General features: G+C 69.8%; 12 protein-coding genes. 7 read left to right on the plus strand and 5 right to left on the minus strand.

The annotated features are described in order from the left end of the window. Window positions 1–11 precede the first annotated feature (11 nt). Complete coding sequence (locus ESP57_RS01810) at window positions 12–848, plus strand: metal-dependent hydrolase (RefSeq protein WP_147305623.1); 837 nt, start codon at window positions 12–14, stop codon at window positions 846–848. Window positions 849–854: 6 nt separating this feature from the next. On the opposite strand, the gene ESP57_RS01815 is transcribed toward ESP57_RS01810, so the two are convergent. Further along, a complete protein-coding gene (locus tag ESP57_RS01815; protein ID WP_129230367.1) occupies window positions 855–1,436 on the minus strand; it encodes a ferritin-like domain-containing protein in 582 nt (193 codons plus the stop codon). A gap of 465 nt (window positions 1,437–1,901) precedes the next feature. Here ESP57_RS01815 and ESP57_RS01820 point away from each other — a divergent pair, with 465 nt between their 5' ends. The 5 genes from ESP57_RS01820 to ESP57_RS01840 all read left to right on the plus strand — a co-directional run bounded on the left by ESP57_RS01820 (window position 1,902) and on the right by ESP57_RS01840 (window position 7,414). Beyond that, window positions 1,902–2,960 (plus strand): sensor histidine kinase, encoded by a 1,059-nt coding sequence (locus ESP57_RS01820; protein ID WP_129230368.1) that lies wholly within the window; start codon window positions 1,902–1,904, stop codon window positions 2,958–2,960. Then, window positions 2,957–3,580 carry a response regulator gene (locus ESP57_RS01825; RefSeq protein WP_129230369.1) on the plus strand — a complete coding sequence of 208 codons (624 nt, stop codon included), beginning with the start codon at window positions 2,957–2,959 and terminating at the stop codon, window positions 3,578–3,580. The genes ESP57_RS01820 and ESP57_RS01825 overlap by 4 nt, the downstream gene beginning before the upstream one ends. A 182-nt stretch (window positions 3,581–3,762) precedes the next feature. Further along, window positions 3,763–4,797 carry an iron ABC transporter substrate-binding protein gene (locus ESP57_RS01830; protein WP_129230370.1) on the plus strand — a complete coding sequence of 345 codons (1,035 nt, stop codon included), beginning with the start codon at window positions 3,763–3,765 and terminating at the stop codon, window positions 4,795–4,797. A gap of 74 nt (window positions 4,798–4,871) precedes the next feature. Then, complete coding sequence (locus tag ESP57_RS01835) at window positions 4,872–6,350, plus strand: ABC transporter permease (RefSeq protein WP_129230850.1); 1,479 nt, start codon at window positions 4,872–4,874, stop codon at window positions 6,348–6,350. Further along, window positions 6,347–7,414 (plus strand): ABC transporter ATP-binding protein, encoded by a 1,068-nt coding sequence (locus tag ESP57_RS01840; protein WP_129230371.1) that lies wholly within the window; start codon window positions 6,347–6,349, stop codon window positions 7,412–7,414. Before ESP57_RS01835 ends, ESP57_RS01840 begins: the two co-directional genes overlap by 4 nt. On the opposite strand, the gene ESP57_RS01845 is transcribed toward ESP57_RS01840, so the two are convergent. After that, a complete protein-coding gene (locus ESP57_RS01845; protein ID WP_129230372.1) occupies window positions 7,372–10,005 on the minus strand; it encodes an AMP-binding protein in 2,634 nt (877 codons plus the stop codon). The genes ESP57_RS01840 and ESP57_RS01845 overlap by 43 nt on opposite strands. 210 nt (window positions 10,006–10,215) lie before the next feature. Here ESP57_RS01845 and ESP57_RS01850 point away from each other — a divergent pair, with 210 nt between their 5' ends. Continuing rightward, window positions 10,216–10,629 carry a nitroreductase/quinone reductase family protein gene (locus tag ESP57_RS01850; protein WP_115957917.1) on the plus strand — a complete coding sequence of 138 codons (414 nt, stop codon included), beginning with the start codon at window positions 10,216–10,218 and terminating at the stop codon, window positions 10,627–10,629. A gap of 19 nt (window positions 10,630–10,648) precedes the next feature. On the opposite strand, the gene ESP57_RS01855 is transcribed toward ESP57_RS01850, so the two are convergent. Genes ESP57_RS01855 through ESP57_RS01865 form a run of 3 tightly spaced genes read right to left on the minus strand, consistent with a single transcriptional unit; the run spans window position 10,649 to window position 13,823 of the window. Next, window positions 10,649–11,185: a gluconokinase gene (locus ESP57_RS01855; RefSeq protein ID WP_129230374.1), complete on the minus strand. Its 537-nt coding sequence runs from the start codon at window positions 11,183–11,185 to the stop codon at window positions 10,649–10,651. Window positions 11,186–11,187: 2 nt separating this feature from the next. Next, window positions 11,188–12,426 (minus strand): D-mannonate dehydratase ManD, encoded by a 1,239-nt coding sequence (gene manD / locus ESP57_RS01860; protein ID WP_129230375.1) that lies wholly within the window; start codon window positions 12,424–12,426, stop codon window positions 11,188–11,190. Next, window positions 12,423–13,823, minus strand: coding sequence for a mannitol dehydrogenase family protein (locus ESP57_RS01865; protein WP_243648368.1), 1,401 nt, complete (start codon window positions 13,821–13,823; stop codon window positions 12,423–12,425). The genes manD and ESP57_RS01865 overlap by 4 nt, the downstream gene beginning before the upstream one ends. Window positions 13,824–13,849 lie beyond the last annotated feature (26 nt).

Here is a 13,849-nt window from a genome sequence, read left to right on the forward strand (position 1 = left end):
ATCGGGTGACGATGCACGCCCACCGAGAGGACCACCCCAGCACGATGATGGGCGTCAACCATGCCACCAGCGGGGCCGCCGCGTGGATCGCCGCGACCGGAGCCATGCCGTACCTCACGAGCGGCGCCTACCCCCTCGACCCGGTCGGCGTCATCGCGGGATCCTTCGTCTGCGCCGGTGCGGCCCTGCTGCCCGATGCCGACCATCACAGTGCCACCATCGCGCGATCGGTCCCGATCCTCGGCCGTCTCACCGCCGGCGCCGTCAACTCGGTCTCCGGCGGACATCGGCACGGCGCGCACTCGCTGATCGCGGCGGCGATCGTCGGCGTCAGCGCCTGGGGGCTGACGCTCGTGACCCTCACGACCGAGCGGCTCGGCACGTTCTCGCTCGGCACGGTGATCGGCGCCGCGGCGCTCATGTGCTTCGCACTGAAGGCCCGGGACATGGTCGAGTCGTGGCTGACCGCCTGGGTGCTCGGGGCGCTGTTCGGCGTGCTGCTCGTGACGCTCGCGCCGAGCAGCATCGCATGGTTCCCGCTCGCCGTCGTCGTCGGCTTCGTCGCCCACCTCGCGGGCGACCTCCTGACGACCGGCGGCCTGCCCGGCCTGCTCTGGCCGATCAGGCCACGGCCGCCGAGACTGCTGCGGAGGGCGCCGATCATCAGCAGCATCTGGCGATCGAACGGCTTCGTGGCGTTGCCGGTGCTCGGCGACACCGGGTCCGTTCGAGAGATCGCGTTCGGCACCGTGCTCGGGCTCTACGTGCTCGTCGGGAGCGTGCATGAGACGCTGCTCTGGTTCGGCGTCGACCTGTTCCGCTTCATCTCATGGCCGTCATTCATCTGACGCCCGTCAGAGCCTGACGCTCGGACCCCGGATCGCACTCCCCGACGCTCCGAGTGCGTCCGTCGCGGATCGCCGGAACTGACGCATCGCGCGCGCCCAGTACGTCGCGGGTCTCAGTCCGCACGCCAGCAGTGCTCCGCGATGGTCGACGGCGAGCACCGTCGACGCGCCGGCGGCGACGACGCCCCATGCGAGTCCCAGGAACACCCGTCCGATCGCGGAGGTCCCGGCGAACCCCGCGCCGAGCCGGTCCACCTGGAACCGCAGGTGCTCGACCTCGTCGGTGCTGATGCGCCGCCCGATGCCACGGAGCACCGGGTCGGGAGCCGACGTCGCCAACGCGCGGAAGTACTCCATCGCCGTCGCCTCCGCGATCAGGAACAGCGCGATCTCCGTGCGCAGCCCGAGCATTCGGCGGAACCAAGTGAAGACGGCGTCCGACCAGTGGCTCGACAGCGTCGACCCGTTCAGGTGGTCGAGTCCGCGTGCGAAGAGTCGCGAGTGCTTCTGCTCCTCCTCGACCAGCAGTGCGAGGGCGCGGGTGTAGGCGGGATCGCCGGCACGCTCTGCACGCGCGAGGAGATGCACGCCATCGCCGCCTTCCCCGAGGTGGAATCGCTGGAACGAACGGATGAAGGCCCGTCGGGTGGCATCGGGCAGGCGGCACGGAGCTTCCCCTCGGATTTCGGATTCCATCGCCGGATGGCGAGATCGGTTCAGCACGAAGTAGTCGACCCAGAGCGTGAATCCGAGCTCCCCCGCGTCCGCCGTCGTCGTGGTCCCGACGCCTTGTTGCCCACTCATCGCTGCCCTCCACCTCGTCGATGCGGCGGACGTCCCGCTCGGATCGATCGTCCGGCGCATGTCCTGTGCCCTGCCGACGATAGAAGAGCGCTGCCTCCGGCTCGATAGGCCGAAAGTCGCATTCCCTGCAGGGGCAGCGTGCACCCGTTCCAGGTACCCCTTTGGTGGGATCTTCTGCAGGCGTCGGCCGTCGCATCGTTCGAGCTCATCGCATGCCGTTACCGTTGAGCGAGGTGCAGAGGAGGCCGAGTGATCGCGACGACACGACCCGACGAGCTGCTGACGATTCCCGACGAGATCCTCGAGGAGCTCCGGAGCCGTCTCCTCGCTCGAGGCAGCTCGCTCGCGAACGAACGCTCGGTCGACGGCGGCCTCGAGTTCCAGGTGCGGGCCATCGTCGCTGAGACACTCGCCGTGCTCGATGGTGCGGCCGAGCAGCCCGAGGTCTCCGTGGAGTACCACGACCTGTCCGAGCTCAGTTCGCACGGTCGGCGATCCGCCGCGATGGAGATGGACCCGGCAGAGCCGCTGATGGCCGCGGAACTGCTGTTCGCCATCGCCCTGCCGGTGATCGTCGCGCGGGTGGACGTCGCTCATCGCGGACGTGAACTCGACATCGCGGGGGCGCTGCACCACGCGATCTGGCGTCGATTCCCGCCGGGCGCGATCGCGTACGTCGAAGTGCTCCGCGACAGGCTGCAACAGGCGCAGTACGACACCAGGCAGCGGATCTCCCGCGAACTCCACGACCGGATCGCCCACGGCATCGCGGCCGGGCTCCAGCGTCTCGAGATCGCGAACTCCACCAGGCCGGATGCATCGGTCACCGCGGCCATGCGGATCCTGCACGTCGCCCTCGCCGACACCCAGGACCTCGCCCTCGACCTGCGGTCGCTCGTCGGAGAGCGCCCGCTCCTCGACGCCATCGACGAGTACGCGTATGCGACGGGTGGCAACGGATCGCTTCCCGTCCATGCCCGTGAAGCAGGAACGCCGCGGCCGCTCACGATCCTCGCGAAGGAGGAGCTGTTCACGATCGTCATGGAGGCGACGCGCAACGCCCGAGCGCACTCGGGGAATGCGACGGCCGTCTCGGTCCGACTCGCCTGGTCGCCGACCGAGGTGACGATCACCGTGACCGATGACGGAGACGGCTACGACGCGGGGGCGACGCAGGCCACATCGCTCGGCCTCCGGGGCATCGCCGAACGCGCCTCGCTTCTCGGCGCCTCGGTCGAGTTCCTCACCGCCCCCGGCGCCACGGGCCTGAAGCTCGCGCTCCCCTTCGTGGCATCGCGCGGCGCATGAGCGGCGAGACTCGGATCCGCATCGTCATCGCCGACGACCACGACCTCTTTCGCGACGGCATGCGTGCCATGCTCTCGATCGGCGGAGGGATCGTCGTCGTCGGGGAAGCGTCCGACGGAGACGGTGCACTCGCAACGACCGTGGAGACGCGTCCCGACGTGCTGCTGCTCGATGTGGAGATGCCCGGCGTGCCGGTCTTGTCGACGATCGCCCGTGTTCGCGCTGAATCGCCGGGAACCCGCATCGTCATCGTCACGATGCACCGCGACCGGGTGCTCGCCGGGCACCTGCTCGCCGCGGGGGCGAGCGGATTCATCTCGAAGTCGGCGACCTCCTCGGAACTGGTCGACGCCGTCCGCAGCGCCGCAGGAGGCATCGCTCGCAGCGGCTCAGTCCCGCCTACGCCGCCACGCTCGGTGCTCTCGCATCGCGAGCGCGAGGTGCTGAAGCTGATCAGCGACGGACTCTCGAACCAGATGATCGGCCAGCGACTCTCGATCTCCATCGGAACGGTGAAGCGGCACAACACGCACATCTTCGCGAAGCTCGGCGCGAGTTCCCGCACGGACGCGGTTCGGCGTGCCCGGACCCTGGGCGAGTTCGCCGATCCACGCCCGTGATCACCCGTTCGCGGCGGATTCCGTGTCGCGCGGACGCGGACGCGCTCCGGCATGCGGCTCCTCGCGCCGTCGATGCTCGATCGGGTCGTGCGACTCTCGCAGCGGATCGGCCGCCGACCCGTCGACGCGCACCGGCTCGGTTAGGATAGCCTCACCTCCCCGCTCGAAAAGGACTCCCCTGCATGCGAAACCGACTGATTCGAGCTGCCGTCGCACCCGTCGCGATGGCCTCATTGCTGCTCACTGGCTGCGCCGCCGCCGACGAGGGGCCTGCCGCCGACGCCACGACCGACGCCCTCGTGATCTACAACGCCCAGCACGAGCAGCTGACCGAGGAGTGGACCGCCGCGTTCACCGAGGAGACGGGCATCGAGGTGTCGCTCCGCAACGGCGGCGACAGCGAGCTGTCGAACCAGATCGTCACAGAGGGCGCCGCCTCCCCCGCCGACGTGTTCCTCACGGAGAACTCCCCCGCGATGTCGCTCGTCGAGGACGCCGGCCTGTTCGCGCCGATGGACCCCTCGACGCTCGAACTCGTTCCCGAGCAGTACCGCCCGTCGTCGGGCGCGTGGACCGGCATCGCCGCGCGCTCCACGGTGCTCGTGTACAACCCGTCGATGATCACCGAGGCGGAACTTCCCGCATCGTTGATGGACCTGCAGGACCCGAAGTGGAAGGGCCTCTGGGGCGCAGCGCCGAGCGGTGCGGACTTCCAGGCGATCGTCTCGGCCATGCTCGCCATCGAGGGCGACGACGCGACCGGCGCATGGCTCGACGGGATGCACGAGAACGCGACCGTATACAACAACAACATCGCCACCATGAAGGCCGTGAACGCCGGCGAGGTGCCGGTCGGCGTGATCTACCACTACTACTGGTATCGCGACCAGGACGGCACCGCGGAGAACAGCGGCAACACGAAGCTGCACTACTTCGGAAACCAGGACCCGGGCGCGTTCGTCAGCGTGTCGGGCGGCGGAGTCCTGAAGTCGAGCACTCGCATCGACGAGGCCCAGCAGTTCCTCGCCTGGCTCGCCGGCACCGCGGGCCAGACGATCCTCGGCGAGGGGTACAGCTTCGAGTACCCCGTCAGCACCGGCATCCCGGCTCGGGACCCCCTTCCCGCGCTCGATACGCTCGACGCACCCGTCGTCGACCCCTCGACGCTGAACGGCCCCGACGTGGTCGAACTGATGACCGAAGCCGGCCTGCTCTGAGCCTGACCACGACACCGAAGCCGACGGGCGCACGAGACCGCAAGCGTCCCCCCGTCGGCCTCGTCGTGTTCGCCATGTTGTTCGCGGCTGCCGCGCTGATCCCGCTGGGATACGTGATGCTGGCGGCCTTCGACATGGGGTGGGCGCAGTTCGCCGAACTGGTGTTCCGCCCTCGCGTGGGCGAACTGCTGACCAACACGGTGCTGCTGGTGCTGCTCGGCGTCCCGTTCACGGTGATCCTCGGGGTCGGGGGCGCCTGGCTCGTCGAGCGCACGGACCTGCCCGCTCGGCGCGTGTTCGCGGTGCTGCTCGTCGTGCCGCTGACGATTCCCGCGTTCGTCGCGAGCTACGGCTGGGCGAGTGCGATTCCGTCGATCCACGGACTCGGCGGCGGCCTGCTCGTGGCGACGCTCGCGTACTACCCGCTCGTGTACCTGCCGGCGCTCGCCACCCTCCGCGGGCTCGACCCCGCACTCGAGGAGTCCGCTCGTTCGCTCGGCATGAACGGATGGCGGGTCTTCATCCGCGTCGTCCTGCCCCAGTTGCGACTGGCGATGCTCGGCGGCGGCCTCGTGGTCGCGCTGCACCTCCTCGCCGAATACGGGGCGTTCGCCTTCCTTCGGTTCGAGACGTTCACGACGGCCATCGTCGTCGCGTACCAAGCGACGTTCGCCGGCCCGAACGCAGCAGCGCTCGGCGTGGTGCTCGCCGGTCTGTGCTTCGTGGTGCTGGTCATCGAAGCCGCTGCGCGCGGGCGCCTTCGATACGCCAGGGTCGGCAGCGGCACGCCGCACCCGGCATCCCGGGTCGCGCTGGGCCGTGCCACCCCGTTCGTCGTCGCCGCCCTCGTGGTGCTCGTCGGCGCTGCAGCGGCCGTACCGTTGACCAACGTCGCCCGATGGTTGTTCGCCACCGACGCCGCGGACTGGCAGCCCCTGCTGGGCGCCACCTGGCAGACCGTGCTCCTCTCGGTCGCGGGCGCTCTGGCCGCGATCGTCGTGGCACTGCCGATCGCGTGGATCTCCGCCCGTTACCCCGGGCGCACGGCTCGGGCGCTCGAAGGAACCTACTACGTGGCGAGCAGTCTCCCGGCGATCATCGTGGCGCTCGCCCTCGTGACGTTCACGCTTCGCGTCATCCCGGTGATGTACCAGACCGTGGCCACGGTCGTCGCCGCCTACGTGCTCATCTTCCTGCCCCGAGCGCTCGTGTCGGTCCGGGCCGGCATCGCGCAGATCCCCGAGAACCTCGAGGAGGTCGCGCGCTCGCTGGGCGTCTCGCCGCTCGTCGCGAAAGGGCGGGTCACGATGCCCCTGCTCGTCCCGTCCCTCGCGGCCGGTGCTGCGCTGGTCGCGCTCGGTGCCGCGAACGAACTCACCGCCACACTCCTGCTCGCGCCGACCGGCACCCGCACGGTCGCGACCGGGTTCTGGGCCGCGGCCTCGGCGATCGAATACGCCGCGGCGGCACCGTACGCGCTCACGCTCGTCCTGCTGTCGGTCCCGGCCGTCGTGCTCATGTTCGCCCAAGTCAAGGCCCGGAGGAGCGGATGACGCTGCAATTGAGCGACGTGTCGAAATCGTTCGGCGCGACGACCGTGCTCGAAGCCGTCGGCTTCGAGGTCGAACGCGGAACACGGCTGGCGATCGTCGGAGCATCCGGGAGCGGCAAGAGCACGCTGCTCAGGATCATCGCGGGCTTCGAGGAGCCGACGACGGGGTCGGTCGGCCTCGAGGGCCGTCGCCTCGCCGACTCGACCACGAACGTCGGCGCACATCGCCGCGGCATCGGCTACGTGGCCCAGGACGGCGCGCTGTTCCCCCATCTCACCGTGCGAGGCAACATCGCGTTCGGGCTGCGTCGATCCCCTTCCCGGGAGAAGCGGGTCCACGAGGTGATGGAACTCACCTCCCTCGATCCCGAGCTCCTCGAGCGGTACCCGCACCAGCTCTCGGGTGGACAGCAGCAGCGAGTCGCCCTCGCCCGGGCGCTCGCGCCTGCGCCGACGGTGATCCTCCTCGACGAGCCGTTCTCGGCGCTCGACACCGGCTTGCGCGCGCACACGCGTGAGGCGATGGTCGCGGCGTTGGAGCGCAGTGGCGTGACCACCATCCTCGTCACGCACGACCAGGAGGAGGCGCTGTCGTTCGGGCACCAGCTCGCCGTGATCTCCGGCGGCCGCCTGGTGCAGGCCGGCCCACCGTCGGAGGTCTTCGACGCACCGCTCAGCGCCGAGGTCGCCGAGTTCCTCGGTGCCGCACTGTTCCTGCCCGCACGCACGACCGGTTCCGGCCAGGCGGTCTGCGCGTTCGGCGAGCTGGACGTCCGCCATGATCTGAGCAACGGCGGCCAGGCCGTGCGAGCGATGCTCCGCCCGTCGCAGCTGCACGTCGGCGGGCCGACCGGCGAGGGCGACGCCCGAGTGACGGCGGCGCGGCAGAATGGCAGCACCGTCGAGCTCGACCTCTCGCTGCACGACGGATTCGCCCTCACGCATCGGGTGCCGCTGTACGACGGGCACCGCTTCCCCGCAGGCTGCGCGGTCTCGGTGCGGGTGGACGGCGGCGTGGTGCTCTACGCGGCGGCCGCGACATCCGATCGGGCGGGCACGCGCTGACGGCGGCCTCGGAACGCGGCGATCGATCTCTCGATGACGCGGTAGCCGTACCAGGCGGCGATGCCGACCAGCAGTGACAGCACGGTGCCGAGCCAGGGTGCCGTCTGCTCCCATGCCGGGTAGACCACCCAGTGGGTCAGGTAGATGAACAGCGATGCGCCCGCGAGCAGGCGGACGACCGGCACCATCGGACGGGGCAGCCGAAGCTGCGGAGCCCAGATCAGCACCAGCAGTCCGACCACGATGACCGCTTCGCGGACCGGTTCGCCGAAGAAGCCGAACGTCGCGACGACGACCGCGGCTGAGACCGCGGCACGCTTCCACGTCGAGTTCGCCCGTGCGATGACCCAGCCGAGCGCGAGGCACCACAGCACGAGCACCGCCGAATAGCGGTCGATGCGCTCCGCCTCGATGCCAGTGACCGCGAGGCGGGCTGCGAGCGTGACGGCCAGCAGTGCGACGGCGAACGACCACGGATGGCGACGCTCGAAGCGGTCGATCGGGCGGATCGCGAACAGGAGCGCGAGCGCCGCCATCGCCCAGACCGCCGCCTCGAGGAACCAGAACTGCCACTGCTCGTTCCACGTTCCGTCGCCGGGAACGAGATTGTTCGCGAGGAGCGCGGTCGTCCAGGTGTACTTGCCGCTGATCACGGCCACGGCTGCGATCCAGAGGACGGCCGGGATCGCGACCTGCCCGGCGCTCCGCAGCAGTCGTCGCACCCTGGTCGCGCCCGGCACGTCGGCCAGCTGGAACCGCGCGAGGTTGTACCCGGCCACGGCGAGCAGGAGGTGCGCGCCGCCCTTCAGGTTGATCAGGTCGGCGTGAGTGGCGACGATGAGCACGATCGCCAGGGCGCGCAGCACGGCGGGCGTCTCGATACGGGGGAAGTTCGGCCGACGGATGCTCCGGTGCCGGGTTCCCCCTACGGCGGGATCGCTCCCGTGCGGAACGGCGACGGCTCCGGTCGCGGGGACCACGGCCGCGGCGAGGTCGCGCGCAGGTCGCGACGGCCAGTCCGCGGGGAGCCGGCCGAGCAGGCCCTCGAGTCGCAGCGAGACCTCGACGTAGCTCAGCGAATCGCCGCCGAGACCCGCGAAGCTGTCGTCGATCGTGGCCGCGGGGCATCCCAGCAGTTCGACGAACACGTCGCGAACGGTCTCGGCGGTCACCGCACCGTCGTCATGGCGCGGGGAGGCGAGCGGCTCGTCGATCTGGGCCGCGTATCGCACGAGCGCCCTGAAGTCCGGCTTGCCGCTCGAGGTGCACGGGAACTCGGCGATCGGGTGGACGCGCACGGCGTGCACGGGGATGCCGAGCAGGGCAGCGGCACGATCGCGCGCGGCTGCGACCTCGCGTTCCGCGCGGACGAAGACGAGCAGTCGCTCCCCGGCACTCGCCGTCCGGGTCTCGATGCCCGCTTCGGCCAGTAACCGCTGAACCGCATCGAGATCGACCCGCAGGCCGTACACCTTCACGAAGCGATTCATCCGGCCGACGATCTCGAAGAGCCCGTCAGCTCGTTGCCGCGCCAGGTCGCCCGTGCGCAGCTCGTGCACCGTCCGTCCGAGGGCGAAGTCCTCCGGGCGCTCGGCGTAGCCGAGCATGACGTTCGGCCCCTCGTAGACGAGTTCGCCGATCTCGGCCCCCGGCTCCGCATCGATGCGGAGCCGTCCCGAGGGGATCGGCCGGCCGATGGTCCCCGCCGCCTGCTCCGCCAACTCGGCGGGCACATAGGACATGCGGGCGGTCGCCTCGGTCTGCCCGTACATGGCGAAGAACTCGTAGCCACGGCGCTCGCCGAGCCTCGCGAAGCGACGCACGGCCTCGGGTGCGAGACGGCCTCCGGCCTGCGTCAGGTACCGGATGCTGGGCGGCATCCGGTGGACGGCCCCCGTCGTCTCGAGCAGTTCGAACGTGTACGGGACCCCGGCGAACGACGTGATCCGGCTCGAGTGCGCCTCGTCCCAGAACGCCGGCTCGGTCACCGACCGACTGGTGAGGACGATGCTCGCACCCGCCACGAGGTGGCTGTTGATGACCGAGAGGCCGTAGCAGTAGTGCATGGGGAGGGTCGTGGCGGCCCGGTCGGCCGGACTGAGGTGCAGGTACTCCGCGATGGCGCGCGCGTTGCTCTCGAGGTTCTCGTGGGAGAGCCGCACCAGCTTCGGGGATCCGGTCGATCCCGAGGTGCTGACGAGAAGCGCGAGGTCGGGGCTGAACTCGTGCGCGGTGCCGATGCGGATCTCGTGCAGCACGGCGCCGTTCCCCCGCCCGGCAGCGATCACGTCGGGATCGAACCGCTCCGCCAGCGACGCACGATGGCGAACGGATGCCTCGTCGTCACCCGGAGCGACCAGAAGGATCGGATGCCCGCCCTCGAGCGCGGCCAGGTAGGTCACCACCGAGTCGACGTCGTTGGAAGCCTGCAGCATGATCAGGCGACGTGTGTCGCCGAGCATCCGCCGGCGCTCCGCGACGAGACGTTCGAGCTCGCCGTAGCTGAGGGCGGCTCCATCGGCGACCAGTGCGGTGTCGTCATCGGCACCGCCGCGGAGCATGAGCCGGGGTACGGCGAGAGTCGTGGGCACGGCAGACGCCTCCGGACAGCCAGGGGGTGGGAATGAGGCAAGCCTACCCTCAGCAGGATGTGGCAGTACCGGACACGGCCGCCCGGTCTGTTGGTGCTTTCCGGTTCACTGCCGCACTCCCAGGTTCCGCCGGCCACGACCCGCGTCCTCGGAGCGGACCAGTTCCCGGTTCGCGGGAAGATTCCGGACGGCAGGCATGTTGTCGGTGACATGGGTTGGAATGACGATGTCATCGAGAAGTTCCGCAGCAGCAAGGGCACCGAGAACTACTGGGGTCCGAAGCTGATCATTCTGCATTCGATCGGAGCGAAGTCGGGCGAGACGCACCTGAATCCCGTCGTCGGCTTCCGCAACGCGAACGGATGGCGCGTGGTGGCGTCGAAGGGCGGCACGCCGGAGAACCCCGCCTGGTACCACAACCTTCGGGCGAATCCCTCGTTCGACATCGAGGCCCTCGTCGACGGCGAGGTCGTGACGGTGCCGGTCACCGCGACAGAGATCCCGGCCGACCAGTGGCACGAGGCATACAACGCGATCGTGGCCGAGGAATCGCAGTTCGGCGACTACCTCGAGAAGACCGATCGCCGGATCCCGGTCCTCCAGCTGACCCCGCGAACGGACTGATCCGACGCCGATTCGTCGCTCACTCGTTCGTCCAGGGGCGGCTGATGAGGGTCACCGCGAGGTCGGCGGCCTCGCCGATCGGGAGCTCGATCGACACGACGTGGCCTCCCTCGTCAGCCTCGAGACACTCGAGCGTGGCAAGTTGCGAAGCGAGCATCGTGGCCGGCATGAAGTGCCCGGCCCGTTGCCCGATCCGTTCGGCGAGCCGTGCCTCGCTGCCGTGCAGGTGCACGAACGCGAGGTCCGTGCCGCTGTCCCGGCGCAGTGCATCGCGGTAGGAGCGTCGTAGCGCCGAGCACGCGACGACGACCGCGTGGCCCGCAGCATCCTGTTCTCTGATGCTCGCCGCGACCCGGGCGAGCCACGGCCGACGGTCGTCGTCGGTGAGCGGGACGCCGGAAGCCATCCGCGCCTTGGCATCGGGCGAGTGCAGGTGGTCGGCTTCGATGAAGACCGCACCGAGTCGTTCGGCGAGAGCGGCGGCGAGGGTCGACTTCCCCGAACCGGCCACTCCCATCACCACGATGGCGACCTGTTCGCCGTGCAGCGTCGCCATGGTCACCAGTCGTGGACGGTGCCGTCGAGGAGGCGGTTGTACGGCAGGTAGGCCTGCGCGTACGGGTACTTCCCCGCTTCGTCCACGTCGAGTTCGACGCCGAGGCCCGGCTTGTCGCCGGGATGCAGGTAGCCGTCGTTCCACGTGAAGGACTGCTCGAAGACCTGGTCGGTCTTCGAGCCGTGCCGCATGTACTCCTGGATGCCGAAGTTGTGGATCGACAGGCCGAGGTGCATCGCCGCCGCCATGCCGACCGGGGAGATGTCGGTCGGGCCGTGCATGCCCGACTTGATCTGGTACATCGCCGCATAGTCGAGCGTCTTCTTGAGCGGCGAGATGCCGCCCATGTGGGTGACGGCACCGCGCACGTAGTCGATGAGCTGGTCGCGGATGATGTCCTTGAAGTCCCACACCGTGTTGAAGATCTCGCCGATCGCGAGGGGCGTCGTGGTGTGCTGGCGCACGAGTCGAAGCGCCTCCTGGTTCTCCGCCGGGGTGCAGTCCTCGAGCCAGAACAGGTCGTACGGTTCGAGGTCCTTGCCGAGTCGGGCGGCCTGGATCGGCGTCATGCGGTGATGACCGTCGTGCAGCAGCGGGATGTCCGGACCGAACTCGTTCCGGACCGCCTCGAACACGCCGGGCAGGTGGTTCAGGTAGGCACGGGTGTCCCAGTCCTCCTCGACCGGCTTGGCTCCGCGGCGCGCTGGTTCGTGGTCGTAGCGCACGGTCGCGTCGCCGACATCGGCGCCCTGCGCGGCGATGCCGTAGATCGCCTTCAGCGTCGGCACGCCGGTCTGCACCCGGATCGCGCGATAGCCCTGCTCCTGGTGCGAGCGGATGGAGTCGAACAGTTCGGGGAGTTCCTTGCCGGAGGCGTGCCCGTACGCCATGAGTCCGTTGCGCGACGCACCGCCGAGCAACTGGTACACCGGCATTCCGGCGGCCTTGCCCTTGATGTCCCAGAGCGCCATGTCGACCGCCGCGATCGCGGCCATGGTGACGGGTCCGCGCCGCCAGTACGCCGACCGGTAGAGGAACTGCCAGGTGTCCTCGATCCTCGACGCATCCGATCCGATGAGCAGCGGCACGACGTGCTCGGTCAGGTAGGCGACCACGGCGAGTTCGCGGCCGTTCAGCGTGGCATCGCCGAGGCCGGTCAGCCCGTCGTCGGTCGTGAGCTTGAGGGTGACGAAGTTGCGGTCGGGACTGGTGACGACGACCTCGGCCTTGTCGATGATCATGTTGGGCTCGTTCCGTGGGTTTCGTGGTTCAGCAGGGGAAGGGATGCGGGAGTGCCGGATGCACCGAGCGCGCTGATTGCGGCCGCGACACGTGTCGCGAACAGCTCGTCGGCGGCCAGCCGTTCGTCGAGAGCGCAGAGCAGGGCACGGCGAGCGGATGCGTCGAGCGATCCCACTGCCGTCGGGTCGATGCCGACCGGGGCCGGGACGACGCCGCGACCGACGCCGAGCATCCATGCTGCGAGAGCAGTCGCGCAACCATCGGCGGTGCGGCCGGCATCCCGCTCATCGAGCGCGACGGGAACGATGCGGAGTCGTACCTTCGTCGTCGAGTCCTGCGCGATCTGCGCCAGGCGATGCTCAATCCGCGGATTGCGGAACCGCTCGAGCAGCGAGGCCCGGTAGGGGGCGAGATCGAGGCCGGGCAACTGCCGAGCGTCGTCGTCCCAGAGTGCCTCCACGATCCGAATGCAGACCGGATCGTCGATCGCGCTGCTGACGAGCGCATGCCCTCGCGTCTGCCCAACTGCGGCGAGCACGGTATGTGCACCGTTCAGCATCCAGAGCTTGCGGTTCTCCCACGGCTCGAGGTCGTCCACGAAGCGCGCCCCGGCCGACTCCCAGTCGGGGCGGCCCGCCGGGAACCGCCCGGAGAGCACCCAGTCGGCGAACGGCTCGGTGACGACCGGCGCGGCGTCGCGCCATCCGGTCGCCTCACGCACGTTGGCGGATTCGGCGTCGACGTCGATCGCAGGGGTGATCCGATCGACCGAGGTCGACACGACGGACACCGACTGGGCGAGCCAGGCCGCCAGGTCGGGTGAGGCCCGCCCCGCGAGATCGGCCACGGCGCGCTGCAGGAGTCCGCCGTTGTCGGGGAGGTTGTCGCACGAGACGAGCGCGATCGGGCCTGCACCGGCTCTGCGGCGTGCATCGAGGGCGAGCAGGATTCGGCCGAGCGCGGTCACCGGCGCTGCGTTCGCGGTGACCGCATCCGAGCCGTCCGAAGGGCCCGCCGCGAGCGCGACCCGAAGGAGCTCGAGGTCGGATGCCACGTCTGGATCGGCCAGGTCCGGGGTGCCGTCCGCGGCGAGCCGGTATCCGGCCTCGGTGATCGTGAGCGTGAGGATGGCGATCTGCGGGTCGGCGACCGCCGCGACGAACGCGGCGACGTCGTCGCCCGCCTCAACCCGGACGATGCTCGGCACGACCTCGAACCGGTCGGCATCGGCGCCGCGCTCCACGAGTGTGTACAGACCGTCCTGCGGGTCGAGCCGCTCGGCCAGGTCGCGGCTGCGCCCGGTGAATGCGACGATGCCCCACCGATCTGCGTCGGAGGCACGCGCGGTGTACCAGGCCTCGTGCGCGCGGTGGAACGCGCCGAGGCCGAGGTGCACGATCCGCTCCGGAGGTGTCGGCAGGT

Source organism: Agromyces fucosus (assembly GCF_004134865.1).
Lineage (GTDB): Bacteria > Actinomycetota > Actinomycetes > Actinomycetales > Microbacteriaceae > Agromyces > Agromyces fucosus.

Bases quoted from the DNA above. Each gene is read 5' to 3' on its own strand.
- ESP57_RS01810 (WP_147305623.1), top strand. From the start codon at position 12: ATGCACGCCCACCGAGAGGACCACCCCAGCACGATGATGGGCGTCAAC.
- ESP57_RS01825 (WP_129230369.1), top strand. From the start codon at position 2,957: ATGAGCGGCGAGACTCGGATCCGCATCGTCATCGCCGACGACCACGAC.
- ESP57_RS01830 (WP_129230370.1), top strand. From the start codon at position 3,763: ATGCGAAACCGACTGATTCGAGCTGCCGTCGCACCCGTCGCGATGGCC.
- ESP57_RS01835 (WP_129230850.1), top strand. From the start codon at position 4,872: ATGTTGTTCGCGGCTGCCGCGCTGATCCCGCTGGGATACGTGATGCTG.
- ESP57_RS01840 (WP_129230371.1), top strand. From the start codon at position 6,347: ATGACGCTGCAATTGAGCGACGTGTCGAAATCGTTCGGCGCGACGACC.
- ESP57_RS01850 (WP_115957917.1), top strand. From the start codon at position 10,216: ATGGGTTGGAATGACGATGTCATCGAGAAGTTCCGCAGCAGCAAGGGC.
- ESP57_RS01855 (WP_129230374.1), bottom strand. From the start codon at position 11,185: ATGGCGACGCTGCACGGCGAACAGGTCGCCATCGTGGTGATGGGAGTG.
- manD (WP_129230375.1), bottom strand. From the start codon at position 12,426: ATGATCATCGACAAGGCCGAGGTCGTCGTCACCAGTCCCGACCGCAAC.